A 16,256-nucleotide genomic window follows, 5' to 3' on the forward strand; every position below is an offset into this window, starting at 1 on the left:
TGGAGTTCCCCCCATTTGACGGACACTTTCACTGAGAAGAAAGGAGCCCCCATGGGAAAAACCAAGCCCCCGTACCCCGAGGCATTCAAACAGCAGATCGTCGAGCTGTTTCATTCCGGTCGCAGCCAATCCGAGCTGGCACGTGAGTTCGATGTGTCAGCGGTGAGCATTGCCAACTGGGTTGCACGCGCTGCAGCCGATGCTGGCAAGCCGTTATCCGGCAAGGATGTGTTGACAACGTCCGAGCGCGAGGAACTCGTCCGCTTGCGCCGGGAGGTCAAGCGTCTTCAAACGGAGCGCGACATCCTGGCAAAGGCTACGGCCTGGTTTGCCGGACAAAGCGAGAAGACGTCCACGCCGTCTACGCGCTGATGCAGGCGAACCAGGCCGATCTCCCAATACGCACCATGGCCCGGGTGTTGGGTGTGTCCAGCAGTGGTTACCACGACTGGCTAAATCGCCGACCCAGTGCACGCGATCAGGCCAATGCCGAGCTGCTGCTGCGCATCAAAGCCATCCATCAGATGAGCGATACCACCTACGGCGTGCCGCGCATGGTCGCGCAACTGGCGCGCGATGGGGTGATCGTCAACAAGAAGCGCGTCGAACGCCTGATGCGTCAGGCGAGTCTGAAGGGTGTCAGCCGCCGGCGCGGCTGGTGCGTGACAACGCGCCGTGATCGAGAGGCTGGGCTGGCCAGCGATCTGGTCAATCGCCGCTTTGCGGCGGATGCTCCTAACCAACTTTGGGTGGCAGACATGACCTACCTGCCTACCTGGAGCGGGTTTGCCTATCTGGCGGTAGTCATCGACGTATACAGCCGCAAAGTAGTGGGTTGGGCCTTTGGCACGCGCATGACGGCCGATCTGGTGGTGCAGGCGTTGGAGATGGCCGCCTTCACGCGCAAGCCCCAGGGCGTCATCCACCACTCCGATCAGGGCAGCCAATACACCAGCACGGTGTTTGGCAAGCGTTGCGAGGAAATGGGCGTGCGCCCAAGCATGGGATCGGTGGGGGATGCTTACGACAACGCCATGGCCGAGAGTTTCTTTGCCAGCCTGGAATGCGAACTGGTCAACCGAAGAAGCTGGAAAAGCCAGACCGAGGCCAGGCATGCCGTGTTTACCTGGATAGAGGGCTGGTACAACCCACATCGGTTGCACAGCGCACTGGGCTACCTTGCTCCCAACGAATTCGAGCAAATCAATGCACAATCCGGGCAGTCCCCGGTAGAAAATACCACCGTTACCGCGCTGAATTCTTCAGCGCTCAACCGTCCGTGAGATAGGGGGAACTCCACCCACCTCGCCGTCGAGGGCAATGTTGCCGCTTCCACACAGAATCAGGCACTCTCCGCCCTGCTCTTTCTCTACCGCGAGGTGCTGAACAGCAAGCTGCCATGGATGAATGAAATGGTGCGTGCCAAACGTCCCGCCCGGCTTCCCGTCGTTCTGACGCAAGCCGAAGTGCAAGCCGTGCTGTCACGCATGCAAGGCGTGCCCCTGCTGCTGGCCCAACTGCTATACGGCACCGGTATGCGCCTGATGGAATGCATCCGCCTGCGCGTCAAGGATGTGGATTTCGATCGTCTGGAAATTCTTGTCCGCGATGGCAAGGGCGGCAAGGACCGGGTCACCATGCTGCCGCAGAAGCTGGCCGCCGCGCTGCAACAGCACCTCACATGGCGGCGCGCGCTGTATCAGGATGACCTGGGTGCCGGCAATGCAGACGTGCATTTGCCGCACGCACTGGCCATCAAATATCCCGGCGCCTCCACTCAGTGGGGATGGCAATACATCTTTGTGGCGGCCAGCTATTCCACCGATCCGCGCAGCGGAGTCGTGCGGCGGCATCATCTGGATGAAAAACAACTGCAGCGGGCGTTCAAGCGCGCCGTGCAGGCCGCCGGCTTTGCCAAGCCCGCTACGCCCCACACGCTGCGGCACAGTTTTGCCACACACCTGCTGCAGGCCGGTTACGACATTCGCACCGTGCAGGAACTGCTGGGCCATGCGGACGTGGCAACGACCATGATTTACACCCACGTCCTGAACAAGGGAGGACGCGGCGTCTCCAGTCCTCTCGATATCCTGCAATAAGCGCCCACAAAAAAGCCACGGCTTTCGCCGTGGCCTCTGTCTCCTTGTGCCTCTTATCAGCACAGCCCCCGCACCGTTGCCGGCGCGGAGCTGCCTCTGTAGGGCTTAGTGGAACTGTTCTTCTTCGGTAGAACCGGTCAGGGCCTTCACGCTGGAAGAACCACCCTGGATCACGGTCGTCACGTCGTCGAAGTAGCCAGCGCCCACTTCCTGCTGGTGCGACACGAAGGTGTAGCCCTGCTCGCGTGCCTTGAATTCGGGCTCCTGCACCATTTCGGTGTAGTGCTTCATGCCTTCGCCGCGGGCGTAAGCGTGGGCAAACTGGAAAGTGTTGTACCAGTTGATGTGGATACCGGCCAGCGTGATGAACTGGTACTTGTAGCCCAGAGCGGACAGCTCGTCCTGGAACGCGGCAATCGTCTTGTCGTCCAGGTTCTTCTTCCAGTTGAAGGAAGGAGAGCAGTTGTAGCTCAGCAGCTTGCCGGGGCAGGCAGCGTGCACGGCCTGCGCGAATTCGCGGGCAAAGCCCAGATCCGGCGTACCGGTTTCGCACCACACCAGGTCAGCGTACGGAGCGTAGGCCACGCCGCGGCTGATGGCCTGCTCCAGACCGTTCTTCACGCGGTAGAAACCTTCCTGCGTGCGCTCGCCGGTCAGGAACGGCTTGTCGTTGGCATCGTAGTCGCTGGTGATCAGGTTGGCTGCTTCAGCGTCGGTACGGGCCAGAACGATGGTGGGCACGCCCATCACGTCGGCAGCGAAGCGGGCAGAGATCAGCTTCTCGATGGCTTCCTGGGTGGGAACCAGCACCTTGCCGCCCATGTGGCCGCACTTCTTCACGGCAGCCAGCTGGTCTTCGAAGTGCACGCCGGCAGCGCCAGCGGCAATCATGTTCTTCATCAGTTCGAAGGCGTTCAGCACGCCGCCGAAACCGGCTTCTGCGTCGGCCACGATCGGCAGGAAGTAGTCCACGAAGCCTTCGTCACCGGGGTTCACGCCGCGGCTCCACTGGATCTCGTCAGCACGCTTGAAAGTGTTGTTGATACGACGCACCATGGTCGGCACGGAGTCGTAGGCGTACAGGGACTGGTCGGGGTACATCGTCTCGGACGTGTTACCGTCAGCAGCAACTTGCCAACCAGACAGGTACACGGCTTCCAGGCCAGCCTTGGCCTGCTGCATGGCCTGGCCAGCAGTGATGGCGCCGAAGGCGTTCACGTAGCCCTTCTTGGCACCGCCGTTGACCTTTTCCCACAGCTTTTCTGCGCCGCGCTTGGCCAGCGTGTACTCGGGCTGCAGGCTGCCGCGCAGACGCACGACGTCAGCAGCGCTGTAGCCGCGCTTCACGAGCTTCCAGCGGGGGTTTTCGGCCCAGTCTTTTTCCAGGGCGGCGATTTGTTGTTCGCGGGTCAGTTGGGTCATGGTGCTCTCCAGTTGAGATCAGATTGTGAAAACTTCGGTTCTGCACTTGCGTGCCGCTTGTCTCTTCCACGGTGTCTAGGACACTCTCTTCGCCAGTCGGTTTTGCTTGCTGGCATGGACTCTATGATAAGTCTTCTATAAGAGTGAACCCGTGTCTTATGTCTTATATAAGAGTTTTTTTCTTCTTGATAAATCAACAACTTGCAAACTTCATTCCATAGTGCGGAATAAAAAACCTTTTAGCGAAATCATGCAACATCGCCTCGCCAGGTTTATTTTCATACTGCGAAAACGATTTCTGTTTTGAGAAATTCCATCACAGTAGAGTCGCTCGCAGCATGCCAGATCGTCGTGACAGTCCTGTCACAGGCAGCAGCAGGCACAAAAAAGCCAGCTGCGAAAGCTGGCTCGTTGGCAAATAACAGACAAATCAGTCCAGGGCTACATCACTGATCACGATGCCATCCGCATCTGCATACAGCCAGTCGCCCGGGCGCACTGTCACGCCCTGCACCTGCACCGGCACATCCACCAGGCCGACATGGTTCTTGCGCGGCGGCATCGGCATGCTGCCCAGCGCGCGGATGCCGACCTGGCACTGCGCCAGCTCTTCCACGTCACGCACGCAGCCATCCACTATCACGCCGGCCCAGCCGTTCTTCTCGGCCAGCACGCCGATATTGCCGCCCACCAGCGCCGTGCGCAGCGAACCGCCACCGGCTACCACCAGCACCCGGCCCTCACCAGGCGTTTCCAGCGTGGCGCGCACGCTGGTATTGTCTTCATGACACTTCACCGTCACCACCTGGCCGCTGAAACGCTTCAGCGCGCCAAAGTCACGGAACAGCGGCGGCAGCACGGCAAAGCCGGTCGGCACCCCATCACGGTGCGGATCGCACTGGTCACAGGTAGAAAAAGGCTTGGTCTCGCTCATCAACAATCTCCGGACATGGGGGCGGCAGCCTGCTCCAGGCCGCCTGTTACGCCATGATAACGGCCTGCCAGCCCGGTGCTACATGCCAAATACGACCGCAAACCACAATCCTTGTTCTGACCGATAGCGTGCATGGGCAAAAAACTGCTATAAATCAGGCATCAACCCTGCACCATAGGCAGGGAAGCCGCCCAGGCCGGGTTTTTCATCCGTCCTGACACCCTATCGCAAGGAAACACAACACATGGCAACCAAATCTGAAGCTCCCAAGAAACGCACTCCCAACGCCGCTTTCATGAAGCCGCTGACCCCCAGCGCTGAACTGGCTGCCGTGGTGGGCAAGGATCCCCTGCCCCGCACCGAGGTGATCAAGAAGCTGTGGGACTACATCAAGGCCAACAACCTGCAGGATCCCGCCAACAAGCGCAACATCAACGCCGATGCCAAGCTGGCCAAGGTATTCGGCAAGGAACAGGTCACCATGTTTGAAATGGCTGGCCTGATCGGCAAGCACCTGAAGTAATCTTCAGCCTGCCCACGCAAGAAAGCCGACTCGCTGAGTCGGCTTTCTGCTTTCCGGCTTCTGCTGCCAGCCGCCCCTTGCGGGGCAGCAGGTCATCAGGCTGCAGCAGGTCCGGCGGAGAACTGGAACTCGCCTGGTGCCAGCACCGGATCCACCGTCACGTGGATCACGCTCTTGGGCGGGAACACGCCCTCGATCAGCTGGCGCGACAGCGGGTTCTCGATGCGCTGCTGGATCGCACGCTTGAGCGGGCGCGCACCAAACACCGGGTCGAAACCGACCTTGGCCAGTTCTTCCAACGCCGCCGGCGTGACGTCGAGCGACAGCTCCAGCTTGGCCAGGCGCGATTGCAGCACCTGCAACTGGATCTTGGCGATCTCGGCAATGTGCGCGGCATCCAGGCCGTGGAACACCACGATCTCGTCGATCCGGTTCAGGAACTCGGGCCGGAAATGCGTCTTCAGCTCGTCCCAGACCGCGTCCTTGATCTCCTGCTGCTCGGAGCCCACCATCGCCTGGATGATCGGCGATCCGATGTTGCTGGTCATCACGATCACCGTGTTCTTGAAGTCCACGGTACGGCCCTGACCATCGGTCAAACGGCCATCGTCCAGCACCTGCAGCAGCACGTTGAACACGTCCGGGTGCGCCTTCTCGATCTCGTCGAACAGGATCACGCTATAGGGCTTGCGGCGTACCGCCTCGGTCAGGTAACCGCCCTCGTCATAGCCCACATAGCCCGGAGGCGCACCGATCAGGCGGGCCACCGAGTGCTTCTCCATGAACTCGCTCATGTCGATGCGGATCAGGTGCTCTTCGGAATCGAACAGGAAACCGGCCAGCGCCTTGGTCAGCTCGGTCTTGCCGACGCCGGTCGGGCCGAGGAACAGGAAGGAGCCAGTCGGACGGTTTGGATCGGACAGGCCGGAACGTGAGCGGCGGATGGCGTTGGCCACGGCGCTGATCGCCTCTTCCTGGCCGACCACGCGCTCGTGCAGCTTGCTTTCCATCTGCAGCAGCTTGTCGCGTTCGCCCTGCATCATCTTGGCCACCGGAATGCCGGTCGCGCGGCTCACCACCTCGGCGATTTCTTCCGCGCCCACCTGCGTGCGCAGCAGCTGGTTGCCCTTGCTGTTGCCATCGGCAGCGGTTTCCTTGTCCTGCGCTTCCTTCAGGCGCTTTTCCAGTTCGGGCAGCTTGCCGTATTGCAGCTCGGCCACCTTGTTGAAATCGCCCTTGCGGGTGAACTCCTCGATCTGGAACTTGAGCTTGTCCAGCTCCTCGCGCACCTGCTGGCTGCCCTGCGCGGCGGCCTTTTCGCTCTTCCAGATCTCGTCCAGATCAGCGTATTCCTTCTGCAGGCTCAGGATCTCGTCCTCGATCAGCTCCAGGTGCTTTTGCGAGGCCTCGTCGGTTTCCTTCTTCAGCGCCTCGCGCTCGATCTGCAGCTGGATCAGGCGGCGGTCCAGCTTGTCCATCACCTCCGGCTTGGAGTCGATTTCCAGCTTGATGCGCGCCGCGGCCTCGTCGATCAGGTCGATCGCCTTGTCCGGCAGGAAGCGGTCGGTGATATAGCGGTGGCTCAGCTCGGCCGCGGCCACGATGGCCGGGTCGGTGATCTCGACACCGTGGTGTACCTCGTACTTTTCCTGCAGGCCGCGCAGGATCGCGATCGTGTCTTCCACCGTCGGCTCGCCCACCAGCACCTTCTGGAAACGGCGCTCCAGCGCGGCATCCTTCTCGATGTACTTGCGGTATTCGTCCAGTGTGGTCGCGCCCACGCAGTGCAGCTCGCCGCGTGCCAGCGCCGGCTTGAGCATGTTGCCCGCGTCCATGGCGCCATCGGCCTTGCCGGCACCGACCATGGTGTGGATCTCGTCGATGAACAGGATGGTCTGGCCCTGGTCCTTGGCCAGCTCGTTCAGCACGCTCTTCAGGCGCTCTTCAAAGTCGCCGCGGTACTTGGCACCGGCCAGCAGCGCCGCCATGTCCAGCGACAGCACGCGCTTGCCGCGCAGGCTGTCAGGCACCTCGTTGGCGATGATGCGCTGCGCCAGGCCTTCGACGATGGCCGTCTTGCCGACGCCGGGTTCGCCGATCAGCACCGGGTTGTTCTTGGTACGGCGCTGCAGTACCTGCAGCGTGCGGCGGATCTCGTCGTCACGGCCGATCACCGGATCGAGCTTGCCCATGCGGGCACGCTCGGTCAGGTCCAGCGTGTACTTCTTGAGTGCGCCGCGCTGCGCCTCGGCATCGGCGCTGTCCACGCTCTGGCCGCCACGCACCGCCTCGATGGCGGCTTCGAGACTCTTGCGCGTCAGGCCGTTGGCCTTGGCCGCTTCGCCGGCACTGCCCTTGGCATCGGCCAACGCCAGCATGAACAGCTCGCTGGCGATGAACTGGTCGCCACGCTTGATGGCTTCCTTCTCGGTCGCCTGCAGCAGCTTGCCCAGATCCGGGCCAACCTGCACCTGCTCCTGGCCTTGCACCTGGGGCAGACGATTCACCACGCCCTCGGCCGCTGCCAGCAGGCCGGGCACGTTGACGCCGGCGCGCTGCAGCAGCGAGCCCGGGCCATCTTCCTGGCGCAGCATGGCCACCACCAGGTGGGCCGGTTCGATATAGGCGTGATCCTTGCCCAGCGCGATGCTTTGTGCATCGGACAGGGCTTCCTGGAACTTGGTTGTCAGTTTGTCTAGTCGCATAGGAAAGTATCCTCCTTCAATGCCTACCATATACGTATGATTCGCCCGGTTTCAAGGTCGCGCGTGGCCAACGCTCACGCAAGGTTACACTGTGCCTATCTTCGATGGATCCTGTTGTGTTGCCCATGAATGTCCACCAGATCAGCATCCTCTACGACGCCCTGCAGGATCGCATCCTGTGGCGCGTGAATTTCACCGACGATGCCGGTGAGCAATCGGCCTGGCTGACGCGCCGGCTCTGCCTCGGCCTGTGGCCGCGCCTGAACGAGGTCGTGACCGATCACGTCTCGAAAATGCAGGCCACGCACGGCACCGCCGCCTCCAGCGTGGCTCTGGCCGATATGGGCACGCGCCAGATGCTGTCCGACCTGAAGCGCGAGGAAGTACGGCAGAAAGCCGACTTCAGCAAGCCCTTCGCCGCCACCACCTCCAGCGACGATCCGCTGCTGGTGCATACCGTGCAGATGCAGCCCCTGCCCAAGCAGAAGCGCCTGAAGATCTCCTTGCAGGAAAAGCCCGACGACAGCAAGCAGGCCCGCCAGTGGGCCATCGAGCTGGATGAAAAAACCCTGCACGCCTGCATGTCCATGCTCGATGCCGCCCTTGGCCGTTCCGGCTGGGATGTGCCGGATCCGTCTGCGCCAGCCAGCACGGACAGCAGCAAGCCTGCCAGCGACAGCAACCCGCTCGATACCCTGGAACGCCCCAAGTACCTGAACTGATTCCCAACCCGCCGTGACCATCATGCCCCTCTCCGCCCAGCACGACAACAAGCCGCATCGCACCGTGGTCTATCTCTCCGACGGCACCGCGATCACCGCCGAAACCTTTGGCCGCGCCATCATGGCGCAGTTCGACGTGCCGGCACGCCAGACGCGTGTTCCCTTCATCGACACGCTGGAAAAGGCCGACCGCGTGATCGCGCAGATCAATGCCGTGACCGAAAAGGACGGCGTGCGCCCGATCGTCTTCATGACCCTGGTCAACAGCGAGATCGTCGAGCGCATCAACAGCACCTGCAACGCCATGGTGATGGACATGTTCTCCATGTTCATCAACCCGCTGGAAGCCGAACTCGGCGCCAAGTCGCACCACCGTGTCGGCCGCTTCTCCGATGTCAGCAAGAGCGATACCTACCGCGCGCGCATCGATGCCATCAACTACAGCCTGATGCACGATGACGGCCAGACGAGCCGTGACTTGTCGCAGGCGGATGTGATCCTGATCGGGGTCAGTCGCAGCGGCAAGACGCCAACATCACTGTATCTGGCCATGCAGCACGGTCTCAAGGTCGCCAACTACCCGCTGATCCCGGAAGACTTCGAGCGCATGCAGCTGCCGCCGGCACTGATGCCCTACAAGAGCAAGCTGTTCGGCCTGACGATCCAGCCCGAGCGCCTGAGCGAGATCCGCAACGAGCGCCGCCCCAACTCGCGCTACGCCGATCTGGCCAACTGCCGCGCCGAAGTGGCCGCCGCCGAATCGATGATGCGCCGCGCCGGCGTGCGCTGGCTGTCGACCACCACCAAGTCGATCGAGGAAATCGCCACCACCATCCTGCAGGAGCTGGCGCTGGAGCAGCCCGACCTGTAGCCCGGCCGCCGCCCTGCCCTGCGCTGCGGCATCAGCAGCGCATGGTGAGGGCGTTGTCGTCCTTGTAGTCGCGCCGGATATTGATGCTGCTCTTGACGCCGAGCGCGCCAAAGTGTTTCTTCAACCAGGCTGATGCCTGTTCGCGCCCCAGGTCAAACAGCCGCTCCATCATCACGGTATCGGTGGAGCCCTGCGAGTAGGAGCCCAGCTCCCGCATGGTGTCGCCGCCGTCAATACGATGCACCAGCACCTTCTTGTATTCGGGCTCCTGCAGCTTGCCTTCGTCGATCAGGCGGTTGATGAAGCCCACCATTTGCATCTGCGCCAGCAGATTGGTATTGAAGGTGATCTCGTTGATGCGGTCCATGATGGCGGTCGGCGTGGTGGGCACGCCCTCACGCGTCAACGGGCTGATCTGCACCAGCAGGATGTCGGCCGAGCGGCATTGGGCAATCAGCGGCGTGATCGGCGGGTTGGCGACATAGCCGCCATCCCAGTAGGTGCGCTCGTCCACCGTGACCGCCTGGTAGACCTGCGGCAGGCAGGTCGAGGCCACCACCGCATTCAGCGACAGTTCGCGCTTGGTGAACACCTCGGCCTTGCCGGAGCTGACTTCGGTGGCCGAAATGAACAGCTTGGGGCCGTTGCGATGGGCGCGGATCGCCTCGAAATCGATCTCGCGGCTCAGCAGCGCCCGCAGCGGATTCAGGTCCAGCGGGTTCATGCTGTAGGGCGAGGTGAACTGCATCAGCGCATTGCCCAGCATGCGGCCCGGATCGGGCAGCAGTGACCAGAACGGCAGCACATTGCCCAAATTGCCGCTGATGGCATTGACGGCACCAGTCGCCATCACGCTGCGCCAGATGCTGCCGAGCTTGTCGCGTGCATGGCGACGGCCATCAACACCATCACGATGCCCGACCGCCAGACCATGCGCTACCGCCACTGCGTTCACCGCGCCGGCACTGGCTCCGCTGATGCCGTCAAACTGCAGGCGCTCGTCTTCCAGCAGGCGGTCCAGCACACCCCAGGTGAAGGCGCCGTGCGAGCCGCCTCCCTGCAGGGCCAGGTTGATGCGGCGGATGTCCTCGGGCTGGGGCGTGGTGTCTGTCATGCGGGTCGGCCTTGGTGTCGTGAACAATGCCCCCATGGTAGTGGAATCCCGCAAGCTTTCGCCTGACAGCCGGATTTTTCCGGCAGTGACACGATTTTTCGGTAAGCTGTGATCCGGATCGACTCTTTTTTGCCCCTATGCACGACACCTCCCCGACGAATGAGCGCATGCGCATCGACAAGTGGCTCTGGGCCGCGCGTTTCTACAAGACCCGCGCCCTGGCGGTAGATGAAATTCACAAGGGACGGGTACGCGTCAACGAACAGGAGTGCAAGCCTGCGCGCGATATCAAGGTCGGTGACCAGATCAGCCTGCGCCAGGGCTATTGCACGCGCACCGTGATCGTGCAGGGCCTGTCGCCACGCCGCGGCCCGGCCCCCGAGGCGCAGCAGCTCTACCAGGAAACCGAGGACAGCATCGCGCTGCGCGCCGCACTGGCGGAGCAGCGCCATTACGCTGCCGAGCCGGCGCATGCGATCCAGCACGGCCGCCCGACCAAGCGCGATCGCCGGCAATTGCAACAGGCGCGTGAAAACCCGGGTGCCACGTCCGGTTGGGGATCGCGCTGGAGCGCCAGCCTGGACCACTGATGCGATACTCTTGCCATCATGAAGTACGGAGTGGGTTCCCTGCATGAGCTGAAGCAGCTCAAGACGGTGCTGGAAGAGCAGCGCGCGCTGGCCCGCCGCCGCGCCCAGGAAGAGGCAGAAGCACGACACCGCCAGCAGACGGCGAGCCAGCTGTTTGCCCAGGCCGTCGGGCCGGTCACGCCCGTGCCCTCACACCACCAGCAGCGCATTGACCTGCGCCCGGCGCCGGCCCTGCCACGGCCGCTGCAGCGCGAGCGCGACCAGCAATCGGTGCTGCTGGAATCGCTCAGTGACGAGATCGATATCAGCAGCATTCTCGAAACCGATGACAAGCTGAGCTACCGCCAGCCCGGTGTCGGGCCGGACGTGACGAGCAAGCTGCGCAAGGGCTACTGGAGCGTGCAGCGCCAGCTGGACCTGCATGGCCTGCGCCGTGACGGCGCACGCGAAACGCTGGGCGCGTTCATCCGCGAGTGTCAGCGCCAGGGCGTGCGCTGCGTGCGCATCATCACCGGCAAGGGCCTGGGTTCACCGGGCAAGACCTCGATCATCAAGCACAAGACCTATGGCTGGCTGATGCAGAAAAAAGAGGTGCTGGCCTTTGTCCAGGCACGCCCCAACGATGGCGGTGCCGGTGCGCTGATCGTGCTGCTGGCACCGGGCACTCACCCCCTGCTCTGAGGCTCAGGCGCCGGCCTGGTTGCGCATCCAGTCGGCGGTCTGGAAAAAGCTGTCGTTGAGCCGCGCATGCAGCGCCGGATCCACACCGACCTCGCCCATCGCCTGGTCCATGCAGGCTACCCACTGGTCACGCTCGCGGATACCAATCTTGAACGGCAGATGGCGCGCCTTCAGGCGCGGATGGCCAAAGCGCTCGACAAAATAGTCCGGGCCACCGCTCCAGCCACACAGGAACCAGAACAGGTGCTGGCGCGCCCGCTCCAGGTCCGGCCCATGCGTCTCGCGCAGTTCGCGGTAGCCGGGCTCCAGGTCCATCAGGTCGTAGAAGCGCATCACCAGCGTCTGGATGCCCGCCTCGCCGCCGAGCCATTCAAATACCGTTGCCGGCTGCTGTTGTTCCATCATGTCCTTGTCGTCATCCTTCCTGCGTCACGCTGCGCAAGGTCGCCATCACTGGCCGTGACAGCAGGCCGCGCAGGCTCCACCAGCCGGCGGCCCAGGCCAGTGCGGCCCCCGCCAGCATGCCCACCGGCACGATCCACGGGATCGGCACCCAGGCAAAACCAAACACCTGCCGCGCCAGCAGCCAGGCCAGCGCCAACGCCACCACGCTGGCCAGCAGGCCAGCCAGTGCACCGGTACCGATCAGCTCGGTACTCTGGATGCGTGCCAGCAGGCCACGGCTGGCCCCCACGGCACGCATGATCGCCATGTCGCGCGCACGCTCCTCGCGTGAGGCACCGACCATGGCAAATAGCACCACCACGCCTGCCGCCAGGCCAAAGCCGAACAGCAGCTCCACCGCCCGGATCACCTGCGCCAGCACGCGTTGCAGCTGCTGGATCGTGCTGCTCATGTCGATCTGCGTGATGTTGGGAAAAGTCTGCAGCAGCCGTGTATCGAGGCTGGCCTGCCCCGCTACGGGCGCCGGGTTGCGGTAGGCGGTGATCCAGGTCACCGCCACCTCATCGCCCAGCGAAGCCTGCGGGAACATGGCAAAGAAGTTCACGTGCATCGAAGCCCAGTCCACCTCGCGTACCGAGCTGATGCGGGCCTCGCGCAGCACGCCCCCCATGTCGAACTGCAGCCGGTCGCCCAGTTGCAGCTGCAGCGTTTCCATGATGCCCTGCTCCATGCTGATGCCATCGGCCGCGCCCGCCTGCCACTGGCCGGCCACGATCGGGTTGTGCGCCGGCGGCTCGGCGCTGTAGCTCAGGTTGAATTCGCGGTCCACCAGCCGGCGCGCACGGTCCTCGGTGAAGTTGTCCGGGCTGACCGGCTGGCCATTGATAGCCACCAGCCGGCCCCGCACCATCGGGTACCAGTCAAACTGGGGCACGCCGCCGTCCAGCAGCGTCTGGCGGAAGGCCTCGGCCTGGTCCGGCATGATGTTGATGACAAAACGGTTGGGCGCATCGGCCGGTGTCACCTGCTGCCAGCCATCGACCAGATCGGTACGCACCAGTACCAGCAACAGCAGCGACAGCAGCCCCAACGCCAGACTGCTGATCTGGATCACCGCGCGCCATGGCCGCACCGTGATCTGGCGCAGCGCCATCGCCAGCCAGCGCGGCAAGCGTTCTCCGGTCGCGGAATGCAGGACGCGGCGCAGCGCCCACAACACCAGCCAGCCGAGCGCGGCAAACAGCAGCACCGCCACGCCAAAGCCGGCCACGGCGATCATGCCCAGCGTCCGATCGCTGCTGCTGGCCAGCAGCAGCAGCGCGAATCCGCCTACGCCCAGCAATACCGTCAGCAGCGATGCCGGCTTGAGCTGCCCGGCCTCGCGCCGGATCACGCGCAGTGGCGGCGTACCGGCCAGCTGCAACACCGGCGGCAGGCCAAAGGCCAGCAACAAGGTCAGCCCCACGCCCAGGCCTAGCGCCAGCGGTTGCCAGCCAGCGGCCGGCAAGGTCGTGTTGACCAGCCCGGCCAGCAGGCTGGCAAAAGCCAGGTGCACCAGATAGCCCAGCAGCAGCCCCAGCACACTGCCGAGCACGCCCAGCAGCACGAATTCCATCGTATAGGCAGCCGCCATGGTGCGCTGGCGTACGCCGAGCACACGCAAGATGGCGCAATCGTCCAGATGGCGCGCGGCAAAGGCACGCGCCGCCAGCGCCACGGCCACGGCACTCAGCAGCGCTGCCAGCAACGCCACCAGATTCAGGAAGTTGCCGGCACGGTCCAGCGTCTTCTGCAACTGCGGATTGCCGCCATCCTGGTCCAGCGTGCGCACCTCAATGCCGCGCCTGTCCGGCTGCTTCAGCTGCAGCTCGGCCCATTGCACATACGCCTGTACCGCCGCCTCCGGCCCGGCCAGCGGCAGCCGGTAGCGGATCCGGCTGGCCGGCTGCACCAGTTCTGTGGCCGCCAGATCAGCCATCGGAATCATCACGCGCGGGGCAAAACTGACCAGGCTGTTGCCCTGGTCCGGCTCCAGCGTCAGTACCCGGCTCAGGCGGAAGGCGCTCTCGCCCAGCATCAGCGTATCGCCGGGGCGCAGGCCGAGCGCATCGAACAGCGCCGGTTCGGCCCAGGCTTCGCCGGCGGCCGGACCTTGCGCCAGACCGTGATCCGGCATGCCGTTCTGCCAGGCCAGATCCTCGCTCACGCGCAGCTGACCGATCAGCGGGTACCCCTGATCCACCGCCTTGAGTGATACCAGCCGCGCCGCCATGCCCTGCTCTGGCGCTACGCGCGCCATGGTCGGGAAAGTCAGGGTCTGCGCATGGCGCAAGCCCAGCGCCTCGGCCTGCTCGATGAAAGCCGCCGGAATCGCATGGTCGGCACTGACCACCACATCGCCGCCCAGCAGCTGCGCCGCATCACGCTGTAGCGCCCGATCCAGCCGGTCTGAAAAGAAGGCGACTGCCGTCAGCGCCGCCACCGCCAGCAGCACCGCCAGCACCAGCATGCCAAGCTCGCCCGAGCGCACATCGCGCCACAGGTTGCGCCAGCCTAGCTGCCAGAACGGCATGCGCCGCACGCTGCTCATGCCAGGCGCAGACGCTGGCCGCCGCGCCAGACGGCGCCCGGCTGCAGCTCCACCTCGTCATCGATCTGCGCTGCTTCGACGCAGACAAAATGGCGGTAGTCATTAGCTGGCAGATCGGCCAGCGTGGCGCACAAGGCTGCGCCGGGATTCCAGACCACGCTTTGCTGCATGCTGTCCGGCTGCTCCAGCCACAGTTGGCGACCCGGCTCGATCAACTGCACCTGCGGCAGGCGCGGATAGACGCGATCGGTTTCGCCGCTGAACGTGATGTCGCCCTGCTGCTGCAGAAACTCCGGATCGGCACCGGCCACCGCATCCCAGTAGCGCAGGCCATCGGCACCGCGGATGCGCAAGGCAGCAATGTCGTCCACCGCCAGATAGCTGTGCAAGGCGGTGGTAAAGCGGAAGGGCTGATCACCCGTGTTGCGCGCCTGCAGCGTCAGCGCCAGCGCACCGGGCAGCAGCTGCACCTCCAGCTCCAGCGCAAAGGGATGGTGCCAGACGGTCTGACCTTGCGCATCATGCAACAGTTGCGCCGGCACATCGTCCAGCGCCAGCTGCAGCACGGCACAGTCGGCCTGCTGCGACTGTACGCGCCAGCGTGACAGCCGGGCAAAGCCATGCTTGGGCAGCGGCCCGCGCCGGTTGAACTGCGGCCAGCACACCGGCACGCCACCGCGGATGGCGGCACTGCCATCACGCACGGCTTGCGGGCTCAGGTAAAAGCGTTCCAGCCCATCCGGCGTGCTCCAGGACAGCAGCTGGCCACCGAACAGCGACAGCGTGGCACGGGCCCCGTCCGGGGCCTGCAGCTGCAACAGATCGGCGCTGTCTGTCACGCGCTCAGCCTTGCTGCTGGCCCAGCTCGTCAGCGCGATCCTGGGCTGCGGCAAAATCCAGATCGCCGCTGTAGATGGCACGGCCGGCAATCACGCCGACCACGCCTTCGTCCTCGACCGCGCACAGCTGCTCGATGTCAGCCATGTTGGACAGGCCGCCGGAAGCGATCACCGGGATGCTGCTGGCCTGCGACAGGCGCACCGTGGCCTCGATATTCACGCCGCTCAGCATGCCGTCACGGCCGATATCGGTGTAGATGATGCTTTCCACACCCAGGTCTTCGTATTTCTTCGCCAGCGTGGTGACTTCGTGGCCGGTCAGCTTGCTCCAGCCGTCGGTCGCGACCTTGCCGTCCTTGGCATCCAGGCCAACGATGATGTGGCCGCCAAACGCGCTGCAGGCATCGGCCAGGAAGCCGGGGTTCTTCACCGCGGCCGTGCCGATGATGACATAACGCATGCCGGCATCGATGTACTGCTCGATGGTGTCCAGGTCACGGATACCGCCACCCAGCTGCACTGGGATCTCGCCGTCGATTTCCTGCAGGATTTCCTTCACCACGCCCAGGTTCTTGGGCTTGCCGGCAAAGGCACCGTTCAGGTCCACCAGGTGCAGGCGGCGGGCCCCCTGCTCCAGCCAGTGCAGCGCCTGTTCTACCGGATCGGTGTTGAAGGTCGTGACACGGTTCATGTCGCCCTGTTGCAGGCGAACGCATTGGCCGTCTTTGAGGTCGATGGCGGGAATCAGCAGCATGGTGGTT

14 protein-coding genes and 1 pseudogene are annotated in these 16,256 nt (G+C 63.7%); 7 read left to right on the forward strand and 8 right to left on the reverse strand.

What is annotated here, in order from left to right; translation table 11 throughout:
• Nucleotides 1-51 precede the first annotated feature (51 nt).
• Both V1261_RS08630 and V1261_RS08635 read left to right on the forward strand, forming a co-directional pair.
• Nucleotides 52-1,283 (forward strand): IS3 family transposase gene (locus V1261_RS08630; protein WP_405197982.1). Its coding sequence is split into 2 segments (ribosomal slippage): nucleotides 52-319 and nucleotides 319-1,283, totalling 1,233 coding nucleotides; the frame shifts between segments, so codons are not numbered across the junction.
• Between the two features lie 27 nt (nucleotides 1,284-1,310).
• A pseudogene (locus tag V1261_RS08635) lies at nucleotides 1,311-2,099 on the forward strand (integron integrase); the annotation flags it as partial.
• 105 nt (nucleotides 2,100-2,204) lie between these two features.
• On the opposite strand, the gene aceA reads toward V1261_RS08635, so the two are convergent.
• The gene (aceA, locus tag V1261_RS08640) at nucleotides 2,205-3,521 is read right to left on the reverse strand and encodes an isocitrate lyase (protein ID WP_329771332.1); all 1,317 of its coding nucleotides are present in this window, start codon (nucleotides 3,519-3,521) and stop codon (nucleotides 2,205-2,207) included.
• 430 nt (nucleotides 3,522-3,951) lie between these two features.
• On the reverse strand, nucleotides 3,952-4,455 hold the full coding sequence (gene rraA, locus V1261_RS08645) for a ribonuclease E activity regulator RraA (RefSeq protein WP_329771333.1): 504 nt from the start codon (nucleotides 4,453-4,455) through the stop codon (nucleotides 3,952-3,954).
• A 244-nt stretch (nucleotides 4,456-4,699) separates the two neighbouring features.
• Here rraA and V1261_RS08650 point away from each other — a divergent pair, with 244 nt between their 5' ends.
• Entirely contained in the window at nucleotides 4,700-4,978 is a 279-nt protein-coding gene (locus V1261_RS08650; RefSeq protein ID WP_329771334.1) for an SWIB/MDM2 domain-containing protein, read from the forward strand.
• Between the two features lie 95 nt (nucleotides 4,979-5,073).
• Here the strand turns inward: V1261_RS08650 and clpB are convergent, their stop codons facing one another.
• Nucleotides 5,074-7,683 carry an ATP-dependent chaperone ClpB gene (clpB, locus tag V1261_RS08655; protein WP_329771335.1) on the reverse strand — a complete coding sequence of 870 codons (2,610 nt, stop codon included), beginning with the start codon at nucleotides 7,681-7,683 and terminating at the stop codon, nucleotides 5,074-5,076.
• Nucleotides 7,684-7,808: 125 nt separating this feature from the next.
• Between clpB and V1261_RS08660 the strand changes: the two genes are divergently transcribed.
• Nucleotides 7,809-8,405, forward strand: coding sequence for a hypothetical protein (locus tag V1261_RS08660; protein WP_329771336.1), 597 nt, complete (start codon nucleotides 7,809-7,811; stop codon nucleotides 8,403-8,405).
• A gap of 22 nt (nucleotides 8,406-8,427) precedes the next feature.
• The gene (gene ppsR / locus V1261_RS08665; protein ID WP_329771337.1) at nucleotides 8,428-9,276 is read left to right on the forward strand and encodes a posphoenolpyruvate synthetase regulatory kinase/phosphorylase PpsR; all 849 of its coding nucleotides are present in this window, start codon (nucleotides 8,428-8,430) and stop codon (nucleotides 9,274-9,276) included.
• A gap of 31 nt (nucleotides 9,277-9,307) precedes the next feature.
• Here the strand turns inward: ppsR and V1261_RS08670 are convergent, their stop codons facing one another.
• Entirely contained in the window at nucleotides 9,308-10,390 is a 1,083-nt protein-coding gene (locus V1261_RS08670; protein WP_329771338.1) for a patatin-like phospholipase family protein, read from the reverse strand.
• A 167-nt stretch (nucleotides 10,391-10,557) separates the two neighbouring features.
• On the opposite strand from V1261_RS08670, the gene V1261_RS08675 reads away from it, so the two are divergent.
• The gene (locus V1261_RS08675; RefSeq protein WP_329771339.1) at nucleotides 10,558-10,980 is read left to right on the forward strand and encodes an RNA-binding S4 domain-containing protein; all 423 of its coding nucleotides are present in this window, start codon (nucleotides 10,558-10,560) and stop codon (nucleotides 10,978-10,980) included.
• A gap of 18 nt (nucleotides 10,981-10,998) precedes the next feature.
• On the forward strand, nucleotides 10,999-11,661 hold the full coding sequence (locus tag V1261_RS08680) for a Smr/MutS family protein (protein ID WP_329771340.1): 663 nt from the start codon (nucleotides 10,999-11,001) through the stop codon (nucleotides 11,659-11,661).
• Nucleotides 11,662-11,664: 3 nt separating this feature from the next.
• On the opposite strand, the gene V1261_RS08685 is transcribed toward V1261_RS08680, so the two are convergent.
• Genes V1261_RS08685 through hisA form a run of 4 tightly spaced genes read right to left on the reverse strand, consistent with a single transcriptional unit; the run spans nucleotide 11,665 to nucleotide 16,249 of the window.
• Nucleotides 11,665-12,066 carry a group II truncated hemoglobin gene (locus V1261_RS08685; RefSeq protein ID WP_329771341.1) on the reverse strand — a complete coding sequence of 134 codons (402 nt, stop codon included), beginning with the start codon at nucleotides 12,064-12,066 and terminating at the stop codon, nucleotides 11,665-11,667.
• Nucleotides 12,067-12,076: 10 nt separating this feature from the next.
• Nucleotides 12,077-14,656, reverse strand: a complete 2,580-nt coding sequence (locus V1261_RS08690; protein ID WP_329771342.1) for an ABC transporter permease — start codon at nucleotides 14,654-14,656, stop codon at nucleotides 12,077-12,079.
• Nucleotides 14,653-15,495 (reverse strand): D-hexose-6-phosphate mutarotase, encoded by an 843-nt coding sequence (locus V1261_RS08695; RefSeq protein WP_329771343.1) that lies wholly within the window; start codon nucleotides 15,493-15,495, stop codon nucleotides 14,653-14,655. The genes V1261_RS08690 and V1261_RS08695 overlap by 4 nt, the downstream gene beginning before the upstream one ends.
• 4 nt (nucleotides 15,496-15,499) lie before the next feature.
• Nucleotides 15,500-16,249, reverse strand: a complete 750-nt coding sequence (gene hisA, locus V1261_RS08700; protein ID WP_329771344.1) for a 1-(5-phosphoribosyl)-5-[(5-phosphoribosylamino)methylideneamino]imidazole-4-carboxamide isomerase — start codon at nucleotides 16,247-16,249, stop codon at nucleotides 15,500-15,502.
• Between the last annotated feature and the right edge of the window lie 7 nt (nucleotides 16,250-16,256).

Source organism: Brachymonas sp. J145, assembly GCF_036312245.1.
In the GTDB taxonomy this organism is placed as follows: domain Bacteria; phylum Pseudomonadota; class Gammaproteobacteria; order Burkholderiales; family Burkholderiaceae_C; genus Brachymonas; species Brachymonas wangyanguii.